Source organism: Psychrobacillus sp. FSL K6-1415 (assembly GCF_038003185.1).
GTDB classification, from domain to species: domain Bacteria; phylum Bacillota; class Bacilli; order Bacillales_A; family Planococcaceae; genus Psychrobacillus; species Psychrobacillus psychrodurans.
On sequence record NZ_JBBOOQ010000001.1, the window covers coordinates 1,851,740 to 1,867,276 of the forward strand.

At 37.3% G+C, this 15,537-nt stretch carries 10 protein-coding genes; 7 read left to right on the forward strand and 3 right to left on the reverse strand.

Annotation, left to right across the window (positions count from 1 at the left end):
- Positions 1-218: 218 nt before the first annotated feature.
- Both MKY60_RS08630 and ilvA read right to left on the reverse strand, forming a co-directional pair.
- Complete coding sequence (locus MKY60_RS08630) at positions 219-1,697, reverse strand: catalase (protein ID WP_090561650.1); 1,479 nt, start codon at positions 1,695-1,697, stop codon at positions 219-221.
- 163 nt (positions 1,698-1,860) lie between these two features.
- The gene (ilvA, locus tag MKY60_RS08635; RefSeq protein WP_340929512.1) at positions 1,861-3,123 is read right to left on the reverse strand and encodes a threonine ammonia-lyase IlvA; all 1,263 of its coding nucleotides are present in this window, start codon (positions 3,121-3,123) and stop codon (positions 1,861-1,863) included.
- A 304-nt stretch (positions 3,124-3,427) separates the two neighbouring features.
- Between ilvA and MKY60_RS08640 the strand changes: the two genes are divergently transcribed.
- From MKY60_RS08640 to MKY60_RS08665, 6 genes are all read left to right on the forward strand, one after another.
- The gene (locus tag MKY60_RS08640) at positions 3,428-4,195 is read left to right on the forward strand and encodes a DeoR/GlpR family DNA-binding transcription regulator (protein ID WP_093494699.1); all 768 of its coding nucleotides are present in this window, start codon (positions 3,428-3,430) and stop codon (positions 4,193-4,195) included.
- Entirely contained in the window at positions 4,192-5,493 is a 1,302-nt protein-coding gene (locus MKY60_RS08645; protein WP_093494700.1) for a four-carbon acid sugar kinase family protein, read from the forward strand. The genes MKY60_RS08640 and MKY60_RS08645 overlap by 4 nt, the downstream gene beginning before the upstream one ends.
- Before the next feature lie 3 nt (positions 5,494-5,496).
- The gene (pdxA, locus tag MKY60_RS08650; protein WP_340929514.1) at positions 5,497-6,510 is read left to right on the forward strand and encodes a 4-hydroxythreonine-4-phosphate dehydrogenase PdxA; all 1,014 of its coding nucleotides are present in this window, start codon (positions 5,497-5,499) and stop codon (positions 6,508-6,510) included.
- 74 nt (positions 6,511-6,584) lie between these two features.
- The gene (locus tag MKY60_RS08655; protein WP_093494862.1) at positions 6,585-7,961 is read left to right on the forward strand and encodes a GntP family permease; all 1,377 of its coding nucleotides are present in this window, start codon (positions 6,585-6,587) and stop codon (positions 7,959-7,961) included.
- A 161-nt stretch (positions 7,962-8,122) separates the two neighbouring features.
- A complete protein-coding gene (locus tag MKY60_RS08660; protein ID WP_340929515.1) occupies positions 8,123-8,671 on the forward strand; it encodes an NADPH-dependent FMN reductase in 549 nt (182 codons plus the stop codon).
- A 375-nt stretch (positions 8,672-9,046) separates the two neighbouring features.
- Positions 9,047-9,817 carry a DUF2935 domain-containing protein gene (locus MKY60_RS08665; protein WP_093494702.1) on the forward strand — a complete coding sequence of 257 codons (771 nt, stop codon included), beginning with the start codon at positions 9,047-9,049 and terminating at the stop codon, positions 9,815-9,817.
- A 158-nt stretch (positions 9,818-9,975) separates the two neighbouring features.
- On the opposite strand, the gene MKY60_RS08670 is transcribed toward MKY60_RS08665, so the two are convergent.
- On the reverse strand, positions 9,976-10,878 hold the full coding sequence (locus MKY60_RS08670) for a LysR family transcriptional regulator (protein ID WP_340929516.1): 903 nt from the start codon (positions 10,876-10,878) through the stop codon (positions 9,976-9,978).
- A gap of 121 nt (positions 10,879-10,999) precedes the next feature.
- Here MKY60_RS08670 and gltB point away from each other — a divergent pair, with 121 nt between their 5' ends.
- Entirely contained in the window at positions 11,000-15,532 is a 4,533-nt protein-coding gene (gene gltB / locus MKY60_RS08675) for a glutamate synthase large subunit (protein WP_340929517.1), read from the forward strand.
- Positions 15,533-15,537: the final 5 nt, after the last annotated feature.

Here is a 15,537-nt window from a genome sequence, read left to right on the forward strand (position 1 = left end):
TTTAGGGCAACACATTCAATTAATAGGAGTGGAAGGTGGTGACTCCGGCGGGATAAGTGAGACAGATGATGGTTCATCGCTCACCTGTAACGGAAATCAGAGGGTTAATCTTTTAACTCCAATGAATCCGGTGTTCACGTGACGTCTTTATATACTTTTTTAAAAAAGAGTGGCTAGTCGTAACCTTAGTTACGAATAGCCACTCTAAGTTTTTCTTCTTAAGCCATTGCAGCTTCGACATTACCCCATGGAATTTCCATAGCTTCTGCAAGACCTTGTCCGTAAGCAGGATCAGCTTTGAAGCAGTGAATGATATGACGAATCTTAATAAATTCCTCTACACCATTCATATTACGTGCTGTGTTATCAATCAGAATTTCTTGTTGCTCTGAGCTCATCAATCTGAAAAGCTTACCAGGTTGCTCATAATAGTTATCATCATCTTCGCGGAAATCCCAAATACCAGCATCTCCTTGAAGTGCTAAACGAGGTTCTTTGTATTCTGGTTGAGTTTTCCATTGACCATAGCTGTTTGGCTCATAGTGAAGTGTGCTTCCTTTATTACCGTCAACACGCATCGCTCCATCTCTATGGAAAGAGTGTACAGGGCATTTTGGTGTGTTAACTGGAATTTGGTGATGGTTTACACCTAAACGGTAACGTTGAGCGTCCCCGTATGAGAATAAACGACCTTGAAGCATTTTGTCTGGTGAGAAGCTAATACCTGGCACAACGTTAGCTGGTGTAAAAGCTGCTTGCTCAACTTCTGCAAAATAGTTTTCAGGATTGCGGTTAAGTTCCCATTCACCAACTTCGATTAGTGGGAAGTCTTTTTTGTACCAAACTTTAGTTAAGTCAAATGGATTGTAAGGCATATTATTAGCTTGCTCTTCAGTCATTACTTGAATGTACATTTTCCATTTAGGGAAGTTACCTTCTTCGATATTATCGTAAAGATCACGTTGATGACTTTCACGGTCTACCCCTACAACTTCAACTGCTTCTTGGTCAGTTAAGTTTTCGATATCTTGCTGCGAGCGCATATGGAATTTTACCCAAACGCGTTCGTTATTAGCATTGATCATACTGAATGTATGACTACCGAAGCCATGCATTGTACGGTAAGATTTCGGAATTCCTCTGTCACTCATTACGATAGTAACTTGGTGAAGAGCCTCTGGTAATGACGTCCAGAAATCCCAGTTATTATTAGCACTACGCATATTAGTACGTGGGTCACGTTTAACAGCATGGTTTAAATCTGGGAAATTAAGTGGATCACGGAAGAAGAATACAGGAGTGTTGTTACCAACTAGATCCCAGTTACCTTGCTCAGTGTAGAATCGCATAGAAAAACCACGGATATCACGTTCAGCATCTGCTGCGCCACGTTCACCAGCTACAGTTGAGAAACGAACGAACATTTCTGTTTCTTTTCCAATTTCAGAGAAAAGAGCTGCTGAAGTATATTGAGTAATATCATGAGTTACAGTAAATTTACCATAAGCACCTGATCCTTTTGCGTGCATACGACGTTCAGGAATTACTTCTCTATCAAAATGTGCTAGTTTTTCTAATAACCATACATCTTGTAATAAAAGTGGTCCTCGTGGTCCGGCTGATTGCGAGTTTTGATTATCTACTACTGGCGCGCCCGCTGCAGTTGTCAATTTGTTGTTGTTTTGATTTTCTGACATTCAATTTCCCCCTAGATTAGAATATTTATAATACAAGAATCATTATATCAAACGGATGAATATATTGCTAGAATTGAGGTGTGGAGATTTAAAAAACTTTATTTTAGTACAAAAAAAAATGCAACATCAATCGTAATAAACGTTGATGTTACATAGGTTTTCGTTAAATTAGTAATTCAAACAAGGTACTATCCTTATTTACTTCCTTAAAGGAAAATCCATTCTCATTCATACGAGAAAGTATGCCAGAATAGTCATTTCTATTTTTTAATTCAATACCTACAAGAGCCGGTCCACTTTCTTTATTGTTTTTCTTTGTATACTCAAAAGTCGTAATATCATCATCTGGTCCAAGAACTTTATCAAGAAATTGTCGTAATGCTCCAGCTCTTTGAGGGAATTTTACAATGAAATAATAGAGTAATCCTTCGTAGATTAATGATTTCTCTTTAATCTCTTGCATACGACCAATATCATTATTCCCTCCGCTGATAACGCAAACTACCGATTTCCCCTTAATCTCTTCACTGTATAAATCCAATGCCGCAACTGATAAGGCTCCAGCAGGTTCTGCGATAATTGCATGTTTGTTATATAAATCTAAAATCGTTGTGCAAACTTTTCCTTCAGGTACAAGGATAATATCATCTACGTATTTTTTGCAAAGATTATAAGAAAGATTTCCGACACATTTTACTGCCGCGCCGTCCACAAACTTATCAATTGAATCTAACATGACTGGGCCTTCGTTATTAAAGGCGGCCTTCATACTAGCAGCTCCTGCAGGCTCAACGCCAATCACTTTAGTATGAGGTGAGACGTTTTTTATATATGTAGAAAGACCAGATATTAATCCGCCACCTCCTATACTACCAAACAGAAAATCTAGAGGAACATCGATGTCATTCATAAGTTCTACCGCAACAGTAGCCTGACCCGCAATGATTTCAGCATCATCAAATGGGTGGATGAAAATTCTATCCTCTAATTCTGCATAAGCAGTTGCACTGTTTGCAGAGTCGTCAAAAGTATCCCCAGCAAGAATGATTTCAACAAACTCACGTCCAAACATTCTCACTTGCTCAATTTTTTGTGAGGGAGTGGTTAATGGCATAAAAATTTTCGCAATGATTCCTAATTGTGCACAAGCATATGCGACTCCCTGTGCATGATTACCTGCGCTGGCACAGACAACCCCTTTTTCCTTTGCCTCTACCTCAATAGTTTTAATCTTATAGTATGCTCCACGTAATTTAAATGAGCGGACATGTTGTAAATCTTCGCGTTTAAAGTAAATAGATGCTCCATACTTTTCGGATAAATATTCATTTTTTTGTAAGGGAGTATGGAAGACAACATCTTTTAAAAACTGATGTGCAATAAGAACATTCTCGACTTGTATAGATTTCGTATCTGTTAATTGCATAATAGGAACGGTACCTCCATTTTTATATTTAACTTGCGACTGAATACGCCTCCTACTTCTAAATGTGGAGATGACTGCTGTAATGGCGCATAGGTGTTATTGATAAAGATTACTATATTTTAACACACTACATCGTTAAATCAACAATATTTTTATTTATAATTCTAAATTATTAAACAATTAAATGTGGTTTAATGTTCATTATTCACATTTAAAACGTGAAGTTAACAAAAAATGTTGACTTTATTGATAAAAACGAACATAATATGTTCATAGTAAACGTTTTTATAAAAAGGAGAATTGTATGACGACTCCCTTATTAAGAAAGAAACGCATAATTGAAGAACTATCCGTCAAAGGTAAAGTAGATATTTTAGATTTAGTGAATTTACTTAATGTATCTGCTATGACAATTCGTCGAGACTTAGATGAATTAGAAAAGCAGAAAAAACTGATAAGAACTCATGGGGGAGCTGCAATAGCTGAGGCTATTATTGCTGAACAGAGCTACCTACAAAAAATTTCAGAGGCACACCCTCAGAAAATGGAAATTGCTGAAATAGCAACTACGCTAGTAAAAGATGGCATGAAAGTTTTCCTAGATTCTGGGACAACAAACTTTGAGATTGCTAAACGTCTAAAACGGAGAGAAAATCTCACAATTGTTACAAATGATATCAAAATTGCAGCAGAATTAATGGATAGTAAAGTGGATGTCATTATGCTTGGTGGCAAAATACAAAATGGTGTTGGTGCCGTTTTTGGAACATATGCAGAAAAAATGTTAAAAGAAATCCATGTAGACATACTATTTTTAGGTGCACATGCAGTTCATTCCACATTAGGAATTACGTCTGCCACGTTGGAAAAGGCTTCTATTAAAAGAGAGATGATTAACAGTAGTGAAGTTGTTTATTTAGTAGTAGATGCACAGAAGTTTGGAAAGAAAGCGTTTGCTAAAATAGCAAGTATTGATTCTGTGACGGCTATAATAACAGATCAATCACTACCTGAAGAAGTAGAAGAAATATACAGCGAAATGACTACCTTTATAAAGGGTGTGAGAAAATGAAAGTTGGAATTATTGCAGACGATTTAACTGGTGCTAATGCGACAGGGGTGTTGTTATCTAAAAACGGATTTAATAGCGCTACCGTAGTATTTGGAGGAGAGGTACCAACAATTGGTGGATTTACCTCTATTAGTGTAGATACAGATAGCAGATACTGCGCTCCGGGTTCTGCACAAACAAGAGTTTTAAAAGCGTACGAACAGCTTTCAACATGGGGAGCAAGTGTGTTTTGTAAGCGCATCGACAGTACTGTACGTGGAAACCTTGGAGTAGAAACAGACACATTATTGGATGCATTAGGAGAAAACAGTGTGGCAGTAGTAGTTACTTCTTATCCAGATTCGGGACGTATCTTATCTGGAGGTTATCTATTAGTAGATGGCGTACCTGTGGAGTCTACTGATGTTGCAAAAGATCCTATGAATCCAATTACAATATCCCATGTGCCAACTATTATGAGTGAGCAAAGTCAATATCCGGTTTCTCATATAGGATTAGGAAGAGTTTTAAAAGGGAAAAATAGTATACATTTAGAAATGATGAGACAAATAGAGGCAGGTAATCGGATTATAGTTGTAGATGCTGTAACCAATGAGGAAATTGATCATATAGCAGAATCGATGGCTGCAATTGAGGGTGTGATTTTCGTACCAGTGGATCCAGGTCCATTATCCGCATCTTATAGTCGTTTGAAAGCGCATCAACATGTCTTGACTAACAAATTTATTGTGACAGTAGGTAGTATAACTCCTTTAACTGGAAGACAGCTTAATTACTTAATTGAAAAGAAAAACGCTGATCCGGTTTACGTAAATACTGCTGCCTTAGCTTCTACCAGTAGTACGTGGGAAGATGAAATTGAGCGCGCAATGAAGGAAGCGGTTATTAAACTTGAAGAGCAAGAAGTTCTAATCATCACTACTTATGCACCCGGTGCGGGGAAATTAAACTTAAAAGAAATTGCCGTTAGGGAAGGGGTAACGGAAGAAATGCTTGCCAAACGGTTAACGGAAGGCTTGGCAAGGGTTACTCATAGTGTTATTGACCAAACAGAGCACACAATTGATGGAATGTTTTCCAGTGGTGGAGATGTAACAGCAGCATTATGTTCTGTTAGCGAAGCGCAGGCTATCGGTTTGCAGGATGAAGTACTTCCTTTAGCGGCATATGGTCATTTTATAGGAGGAATTTTTGATGGTATTCCTGTAATCACTAAAGGTGGCATGGTAGGGGATAAATACTCTATTTATAAATGCGTAAGATTTTTAACAAACAAAAAAGAAGAAGGAAGTGTTTAGGAAATGACTACAGTAAGAGAAATTATTGCGATTCCTATGGGAGATGCGGCCGGTATTGGTCCTGAAATAACAGTGAAATCTTTAGCAAAAGAAGAACTTTATACTATGTGTAAACCATTAGTAGTTGGGGATGCGAACATACTTCGTAAAGCAATCGAGGTAACAGGAGTAAAGTTAAGAGTTAGTGTTGTTACATCTCCTTCTGAAGGTTCTTATGAATATGGAACAATTGATGTAATGGATTTAGCTAATATTAATATGAAAGAATTCGAGCCTGGGCAAGTTTCGGCACAAAATGGTCAAGCAGCATTTGAATTTATCAAACGTTCAGTAGAACTTGCAATGGCTGGAGAAGTTAAAGCAATTGCTACTACTCCGATCAATAAAGAATCATTAAAAGCAGCAAAAGTTCCTTATATCGGACATACAGAAATGTTAGAAGATTTAGGTGGTGCACCTGATCCACTAACAATGTTCCAAGTAAATGGAATGCGAATTTTCTTCTTAACTCGTCATGTGTCAGTAGCAGAAGCAATCACACAAATGACAAAAGAAAGAGTTCGTGATTATTTAAATAGATGTGACAAAGCTCTGCAACGTCTTGGAGTTGAAAATCGTAAGCTTGCAGTTGCAGGATTAAATCCTCATGCAGGTGAAGGCGGTCTATTTGGAATGGAAGAAGTAGAAGAAATTAAACCGGGAGTTGAGCTTGCGAAAGCAGATGGAATCGATGCCTATGGTCCGGTACCCGCGGATTCAGTTTTCTTCCAAGCACTTCATGGAAAATATGATGCGGTTCTTTCTCTATATCACGATCAAGGTCATATTGCTGCGAAGATGACGGATTTCCACCGTACGATATCTATTACAAATGGGCTTCCTTTCCTGCGTACATCTGTTGATCATGGTACAGCATTTGATATTGCTTGGAAAAACATTGCTTCTGAAGTAAGTATGTACGAGTGTATCAAACTTGCTGCAGAGTATGCGCCGAAATTTACTCGTGAATCATTGTAAGTAATATAATAGAAGGAAAGTAATTTACTTTCCTTCTATTTTAAAAATAGAGTTTTGAAAGGGGTTACATGGGAATGACTTTAGAAATGCAAATGTTACTTGGTTTAGCAATTGGTATTACAGTTCTTATATTACTTGTATTAAAAACTAAAATTCATGCTTTCTTAGCTTTAATAATTGCTGCGTCAATTACCGGATTAATAGGAGGAATGGAGCCGCTTAAAGTTGTAAACTCAATCACCTCTGGTTTTGGAAATACGTTAGCCTCTATAGGTATAGTAGTAGGTTTAGGGGTAATGATGGGCCGTATTTTAGAAGTTACTGGTGCAGCAGAAAAACTTGCATATTCATTAATACGACTAGTTGGTAAGAAAAAAGAAGAATGGGCAATGGCAATTGCTGGTTATATCGTTTCGATTCCAATTTTTGTAGATTCAGCGTTTGTTATTTTAAATCCTTTAGTTAAATCTTTATCGCGTAAAACTGGTAAATCAGTAGTTACACTTGGAGTTGCACTTGCAATTGGATTGGTGGCAACTCACCATGCAGTTCCACCAACTCCAGGACCATTAGGAGTTGCGGGTATTTTTGGTGTAGATATTGGGGAAATGATATTTTGGGGTCTCATTTTTGCAGTGCCTATTATCATTGTAGGAGTATTATATGCAAAGTGGCTTGGGAAACGAATCTATCAATTACCAGAAGAAGATGGAGAAGGATTTGTTCGTAAAGATTCATCTGAAGTAGTGTATCATGATTTCTTAGCAGCATCGCATGATCGTGAGAAAGAACTTCCTTCTTTATTTAAATCGTTTTTCCCAATTTTATTACCAATTATTTTAATATTCTTAAACACAACTTTGTCTGCTTTAGAATTTACAGGTGGAGCTTGGGATTACGTATTGTTCTTAGGTCAACCAATTATCGCTTTAGCTCTAGGATTAGTAGCAGCTATTTACGGCTTGGCTAATTACATGAAGCGTGAAGAAGCGTTGGACAGAATGGAAGAAGGTATGACAACAGCAGGTATTATCTTGCTAGTTACTGGTGCCGGTGGTGCTTTAGGTACTGTTTTACGTGAGAGTGGCACTGGTGACTATCTTGCAGAAATTATTGCAGGATTGCCGCTTCCAGCAATATTAATTCCATTCTTCATTGCTTCTATTGTACGATTAATACAAGGTAGTGGGACAGTTGCAATGATTACTGCTGCTTCAATCTCCGCACCAATTTTAGCGAATTTAGATGTCAACTTAGCTCTTGCTGCTCAAGCAGCCGCATTAGGTGCAATGCTATTCTCATACTTTAACGATTCCATGTTCTGGGTTGTTAACCGTATGCTTGGTATTACTAAATTGAAGGAACAGGTTTTAGTTTGGTCGGTTCCTACAACGTTAGCTTGGTTAACTGCATTAATCATGTTAGTAACCGCTAATGCTATCGTGGGTTAAAAATATTACTATTGGAATAAGATCGCTAAAATATTAGCGATCTTATTTTTATGGATGTGAATGAGTAAATCTCAGCATAATTTTGAATTATAGTGATATACTAACAACCGTAAGTTAACATTACCAATTCCTTAAACAACTGAGAAAGAGGAGATGTTCAAATGACAATTAAAGTAGCGGCTATTATAGGAAGTAATAGAAAAGGTTCATACAATTTAAAACTAGTGGAGTACATAAAAAAACGTTATTCCGAGCAATTGGATATTCAAATAGTTTCCATTAATGATGTAGAAATGTTTAGTGCAGATATAGAAGAGAATCCTCCAAAAGGAGCAATGGAATTTAAGATGAAAGTTCGTAATTCAGAAGCTGTGCTATTTGCAGTTCCAGAGTATAACTTCTCTATTCCGGGCGCATTGAAAAATGCGATTGACTGGATGTCACGCAGTGGACATGACCTTAAAGACAAGCCAACATTTATCGTAGGATCTTCTATGGGTGTTCTAGGTAGTGTGCGTGCGCAAATGCATTTAAGAGAAATTATCTCCAACCCAACTCTCCAACCAAAATTACTGCCAGGCAATGAAGTGTATATTGGAGCTATTCATACAAAGATAAATGAACAAAATGAAATCTCAGACAAAGCGACAAGTGATTTCTTAGATCAAGTCGTAAATAATTTTGTGGAATTCTATAACAAAGTTAAATAAGTGTGTTAAGAGGCTGGGACAGAACCCCCAAAACAGCATTTTTCTTTCTGAGAAAAATGCTGTTTTTTTGCTATACACGAAATTGATTTCCATTCCAGGGACGCTTTCCACGGGCGTGGCCTGAGCTTGTAGTCTCAGGCGTCACGCTATTCCCGTAGGAGTCGCCCCTCCATTCCAATCAATTTGATTAAATATCCATTATTTAGTAAAGGTTTCTCCTTATCCAATAAAATTTCTACTTCTGTCCCTGCCTCTTTATGCAAATTTATTATATAGAGGCTAAAGGACATTTTGGGTTACACATAATTTCATTAATAATACTATTTGAAATGAATAAAGTGTAGTAGAGGTAAAATTAAAGGAGATGTATTCGGATTGGAAAACTATTTGAAAAGTGCTGTCTTTGAACATCAGTTTTGGCTACGGGTGCTAGGAGACCATTCTCGCTTTATTCATGATTCTCTTTATCCTTCGCAGAAGGAGGACATTGCAAAGGCAACTTATTTTATCCAGCAGTTCGATCAACTTCTTCCTCAAGTAAATTCTTTGAATGAAACAAATGCCATTTCCTTCGCGAGTATTGCCGCAGAGTATGTGGAACAACTAAAATCATTTAAACTGTCTATTATTAAAAGACATTTACTAGGGGACATGGGTATCCACCTCACGCCTACTTTCTTGAGTCATATGGTTAATGAATTAGAAGAGTATCAACTGGTATTAAGCTACCTGGAAAAAGGTGAAGTACCGCCAATTTTTCACGAACTGCACCATCATTTAATTTGGCTCATGGACGCTTCCGGTCATGCTGGAGCAATCGATGCTCGAATGGATGATGTAGAAAAAAGACTAAAGGAAAAAAGTCGAACCTTTGCCAAGCATTTTGATCAGTTTTATATAAAAGCGGTTGAATTGACTGGTTACCTACGCACAAATATTAACAAGTTTCCAGCATTAAGTAGATTTAATGATAATGTAGAAGTAGAAATGGATCTATTTTTAACTTTTTTAAATGAACTAGAAGAAATGGAACTAAGTGCAGAAGTGCTTGGGACTTTTACCGTATCGATGGCTGATCATATGGCAAGAGAGGAAAAATATTATTTAACCAAGGTGGCAGAATCCTCAAACGTAGAGAATATGTAAACTTTCGTGAATGGAGTACCATTGAATTATGATTGTTAGCATTCTGTAACTTCCAGGCCTATATTTATCAAGATTAGTTGCGATGCTTTAAAACGCATCGCTCTTTTTCGTTTATCGTACGAACTGGTTGTGTGCTATTAGTTAAAAGAATTGATAATCTATTGATATTGGCCCAGAAGCGAGAAAAATTGTACTACAAAATCATGAAAAACCTTTTCAGAAGGGGAGAGATTCCGGGTAGCTGGGCTTATAATTCCTACCGTTCTTCGTATATTAGGCAATTCAATTGGTATTTTTTTTGTGAATCTCGGTGTAGAGTCATAAAAGGTGCTTTCAGGTAGTAGTGTTAGTCCTATTCCTGCGGCAACTAATCCTTTGATAGCATCCATATCTTCACCTTCAGAAGAAACTTTTGGTGTGAAACCAACAGAATTACATGCCTCGACCACTAACTTCTGCATAATGTATCCCTCAGGGAATAGTACAAAATCCTCGTTTCGTAAATCAATGAGAGGAATCTTATCTTTTTTAGCAAACGGATGGTTTGCATTCAAAAGAACAGAGAAGTTCTCGGTAAATAGAATCGTGTTATTTAGGATACTATCTTTAGCAGGTAGAGGGCCTAAAAATGCCAAGTTAATCTCTCGGTTCTTAACTGCTTCTATTAAGTAAGTGTATGATCCTTGGCGCAAATGAAAAGCCACATTTGGATGCTCTCTTTTGAAAGCAGAAATTACTGTTGGCAATAAGTGACCAGCTAAACTAGTAGGAAAACCTATTTTAATAGTACCTTTTTCTGGGTCTAAGTATTCATCAATTTGTTTCTTTGCAAAGTCAATTGCCTTAATTGCAGAGACACTATGCTCCAAGAAAATCTTGCCGATTGGTGTTAATTTTACATTTCTACCAATTCGCTCAAATAATTGGACCTCAAGTTCATCTTCTAAATTAGCTATCTGTCTACTGACAGCAGACTGTGCAACATGTAAATGGATCGCTGCCTCCGAAATATGTTCTCTTTCTGCAACTTCTATAAAGTATCTCAATTGGCGTAGTTCCATCGTATTCTCCTTATCTATCTCAATATTAGATGATTTATATCCAAATTATATATTGTTTATATTATTTTGAAAACATACAATATTCCTAAGACACTTTTTCAGTTTAAAGGGAGGTATAAACATGACATTTCACCAACTACCACAAGCACAAGGTATGTATGACCCGTCTTTTGAACATGACGCATGTGGGATAGGTTTATACGCAAATATAAAAGGTAATGCAACACACGATATCGTAAAAAAAGGACTTGAGATGTTATGTCGTTTAGAGCATCGCGCTGGGAGAGGTGGCGATGGTAAAACAGGTGACGGAGCTGGATTAATGGTTCAAATACCTGATATTTTCTTTCGGGTTGTTTGTAACGAATGGGTCTTACCCGAAAAAGGGAAGTACGGAGTAGGTATGTTATTTTTCACAAACGATTCTGATGAACGCAAATTAATCGAACAAAAAATAAACGAATTGATAGTTGCGGAAGGTCAAGTTCTCATTGGTTGGAGAACTGTACCAATTGATGCAAGTGAGTTAAGTGATAAATCGAAGGAGACGGCACCCTTTATTCGACAAGTTTTTATACAATCGAATGACGAAATGGAATCTTTAGCTTTTGAACGTAAATTATATCTTATTCGCAAACAAGCTGAGCATTGGGCTGAACGTCAAGGTCTAAAATTCTATTGTGCGAGTCTTTCTAGTCAAACGATCGTATATAAAGGATTGCTTACTCCAGAAGAAGTCGATTCATTTTATATCGATTTACAGGACGAATTATTCACTTCTGCATTTTCACTTGTGCATTCTCGCTATAGTACTAATACGTTTCCAAGCTGGGAGCGTGCACATCCTAATCGATATATTGTCCACAACGGTGAAATCAACACATTACATGGAAATATCAACTGGATGAAAGCTCGAGAAAAACAATTTGTATCAAAAGCTTTTGGTGATGATTTAGCAAAATTATTACCCATTATTGATACAAATGGGAGTGATTCTTCCATGCTAGACAATGCATTTGAATTATTTGTTTTAGCTGGCAGAACACCAGCCCATACTGCTATGATGCTTATTCCAGAGCCTTGGACTGAGAATCCACATATTACAGAGGAAAAAAAAGCTTTCTATGCATATCATAGCAGTTTAATGGAACCGTGGGATGGTCCAACAGCAATTTCCTTCACTAACGGAAAACAAATAGGAGCCATTTTAGATCGAAATGGATTGCGACCTGCTCGTTACCTAGTTACGAAAGATGATTATATTGTGTTCTCATCTGAAGTTGGAGTAGTGGACATAGACGAAGAAAAAATTCTATATAAAGAACGTCTAAGCCCTGGTAGAATGCTGTTAGTTGATCTGGAAGAAGGTAGGATAATTTCTGACGAACAAATAAAAACAGAAATGGCGCAAACTCAGCCTTATCAACAATGGTTAACAGAAAATATGTATAAGCTTCCAGTAACTAAGGAAAAAGTTGAACAAATAGATGATTTGTTATTTCGACAAAAAGCATTTGGTTATACATTTGAAGATGTGCATAAGTATATAATTCCTATTGCAATGGATGGTAAGGATCCAATCGGGTCGATGGGGAACGACACACCATTAGCGGTATTATCTGATCGACCTCAGTCATTGTTCAATTATTTTAAACAGCTTTTTGCCCAGGTTACTAATCCTCCAATTGACTCTATTAGAGAACATATTGTAACTTCAACGATGACACTGCTTGGAGCGGAAGGGGATTTATTACATCCGAACGCCAATAATGCGAAAAGGATTTTCTTAGATACACCTATATTAACAAATAGTCAATTAGCACACTTAAAAGAGAATAAAATAAAAACATTTACAAGTGCTGTTCTTTCACTTGATATGTCAGAAGATTTAGAATTAGATTTAAATCTTCTAACAAAAAAAGTGGATGAGTTGGTAGAAGAAGGATCCTGCCTATTTATACTTTCGGATAGATCTATCTCAGAACAGCAGCAAACAATTCCTGTATTATTAGCAGCAAGTCATGTACACCAACATTTATTACGTAATGGAAATCGCACGAAAGTAAGTATAATTGTGGAATCTGGGGAAGTGCGAGAGGTACATCAGTTTGCTGCACTTATCGGATTTGGTGTAGATGCTATCAATCCTTATCTTGCTTATGCGACGATTGGAGAGGCTATCCAAGATGGACATTTAACGAGTAGTTATTCAGAGGCTGTCGCTAAATATAGTAAAGGAATTGCAGATGGTGTAGTTAAGGTCATGTCCAAAATGGGGATTTCTACTGTCCAAAGTTATCGAGGCGCACAAATATTTGAAGCTGTTGGTATAAGTAAAGACGTTATTGAGCGTTATTTTACAGGTACAGTATCACAACTTGGTGGAATCGATTTATCAACTATTGCAATGGAAACTGTTAATAGGCATGAACAAGCAGTTATTGCTTCAGATAAATCTTTAGAATCAGGTAGTGATTTTCAGTGGAGAAGTACTGGAGAACACCACGCATTCAATCCTAAAACAATTCATACACTTCAATGGGCAACTAGAAGAGGAGATTATGGATTATATAGACAATATGCAGAGATGGCCAATGAGGAACGAATTGGATTTTTAAGAAATCTTTTCACTTTCGATAAAGAAATTAAAAGTATTCCTCTTGAGGAAGTGGAATCTGTTGATAAAATAGTTAAACGCTTTAAAACAGGTGCCATGTCTTATGGATCATTAAGCCAAGAGGCACACGAAACATTGGCTATTGCGATGAATCGAATCGGTGGGAAAAGCAATAGTGGAGAAGGGGGAGAGCATCCAAGCCGTTATAAGCTAGATGCTAATGGTGATAGCCGAAGAAGCGCTATTAAACAAATTGCATCAGGACGATTTGGTGTAAAAAGTCATTATCTTGTTCAAGCAAATGAATTACAGATTAAAATGGCACAAGGTGCAAAACCAGGAGAAGGTGGTCAATTACCAGGCAACAAAGTATATCCTTGGGTTGCAGATGTCCGTGGTTCTACAACTGGGGTTGGCTTAATCTCCCCACCGCCTCATCATGATATTTACTCCATTGAAGATATGGCCCAACTAATCCATGATTTAAAAAATTCAAATAGAGCAGCAAGGATTAGTGTTAAACTTGTAGCAAAATCGGGAGTAGGTACTATTGCTGCTGGTGTAGCAAAAGGAGCGGCTGATGTAATTGTAATTAGTGGATATGATGGTGGAACAGGTGCATCACCTAAAACAAGCATTAAGCATACCGGGCTTCCTTGGGAACTGGGACTTGCTGAAGCACATCAAACGTTAATGTTAAATGGTTTACGCGATCGTGTAGTGTTAGAAACTGACGGGAAATTAATGACCGGTAAAGATGTTGTAATGGCAGCTCTACTTGGTGCAGAAGAGTATGGATTCGCAACAGCACCTCTTATTGTAATGGGTTGTATTATGATGCGTGCATGTCATTTAGATACTTGTCCAGTTGGGATAGCAACACAAAATCCAGAGTTACGTGATAAATTTACAGGAACAGCAGATTATGTAGTTAACTTTATGAAATTTGTAGCGGAAGAAGTTAGAGAATACATGGCATTATTAGGATTTAGAACAGTGGAAGAAATGGTAGGTCGAACAGATGTATTAGAGATTAGTGAGCGTGCCAAATCGCACTGGAAAGCAAAACAACTAAATTTAGATGCCCTATTATTCCAACCAGAAGGAACAAGAACTTGGAAGACACAGCAAGATCATAAAATTAATGAATCATTTGACATGAGAGTTTTACTGCCTAAATTGAAAAAAGTAATAGAAACTCAATCGAAGGCGGAGCTATATTTCCCTATAACTAACAGAGAGCGTGTTGTAGGAACAGTAATTGGAAGTGAAATTTCTAAAAAATATGGTGCACAAGGGTTACCGGATGATTCCATCGTTTTAAGATTTACTGGAGCAGCAGGGCAAAGCTTTGGTGCATTTATACCAAAAGGAATGTCGATGTATATTACAGGCGATGTAAATGACTATTTTGGAAAAGGATTATCAGGTGGAAAACTAATTGTGACAGCACCTATACAAGGTAAGGCTGAACAAAATGTAATTGCTGGAAATGTCGCACTTTATGGGGCAACAAGTGGAACTGTATTTATAAATGGACGTGCTGGGGAGCGCTTTGCAGTTCGTAACAGTGGGGTAGATGTAGTCGTAGAGGGTATTGGTGACCACGGATGTGAATACATGACAGGTGGTCGTGCTGTCATTTTAGGAGATGTAGGAAAGAATTTCGGAGCAGGAATGTCTGGAGGAATAGCATATGTTCTTGTCGATGATGTGAGCGGGTTTAAAGAAAAATGTAATACAGAAATGATTGGATTTGAACAAATTCAAACTTCTGATGAACTACATGCTTTACGACAATTAATAATGGATCATTATTATTACACGAAGAGTACAAAAGCGATGAATTTATTAGATAACTGGGATGACGCAGCTAGTAAATTTGTGAAGGTTGTACCAAATGACTATAAAAAAATGGTGGATAGGATTCAGTCATTTAAAATTCAAGGCTTAACAGATGATGCTGCTGCCATGCAAGCATTTTTGGCAACTTCAAATGTGATGAAACAAGAAACGAAAGTTCTAGCAAAAAAATAAGGAGA